Source organism: Psychrobacillus sp. Z3-81 (genome assembly GCF_056620325.1).
In genome coordinates, this window is sequence record NZ_JBWQPU010000103.1 from 1 (window position 1) to 242 (window position 242).

Sequence of the window (242 nt, forward strand, 5' to 3'; positions counted from 1 at the left end):
GTTCTAAATCGCAAAATTTCGTTTCGATATCTAGTTTTCAAAGAACAAGCTCCATGCAAAAGCAAGCTGTTTGAGAGTTTGAGCTCTCAAAACTGAGCAACGAGTGAGTTGCGCAGGTTCTAAGAACCTGCTTATTTGAATGTTTCCACGCGGGAAACGATTCTCCATAGAAAGGAGGTGATCCAGCCGCACCTTCCGATACGGCTACCTTGTTACGACTTCACCCCAATCATCTATCCCAC

At 44.6% G+C, this 242-nt stretch carries 1 rRNA gene; it reads right to left on the minus strand.

The features are described 5' to 3' along the window. Positions 1-170: 170 nt before the first annotated feature. A 16S ribosomal RNA gene (locus tag AC1ECF_RS17800) occupies positions 171-242 on the minus strand; the annotation flags it as partial.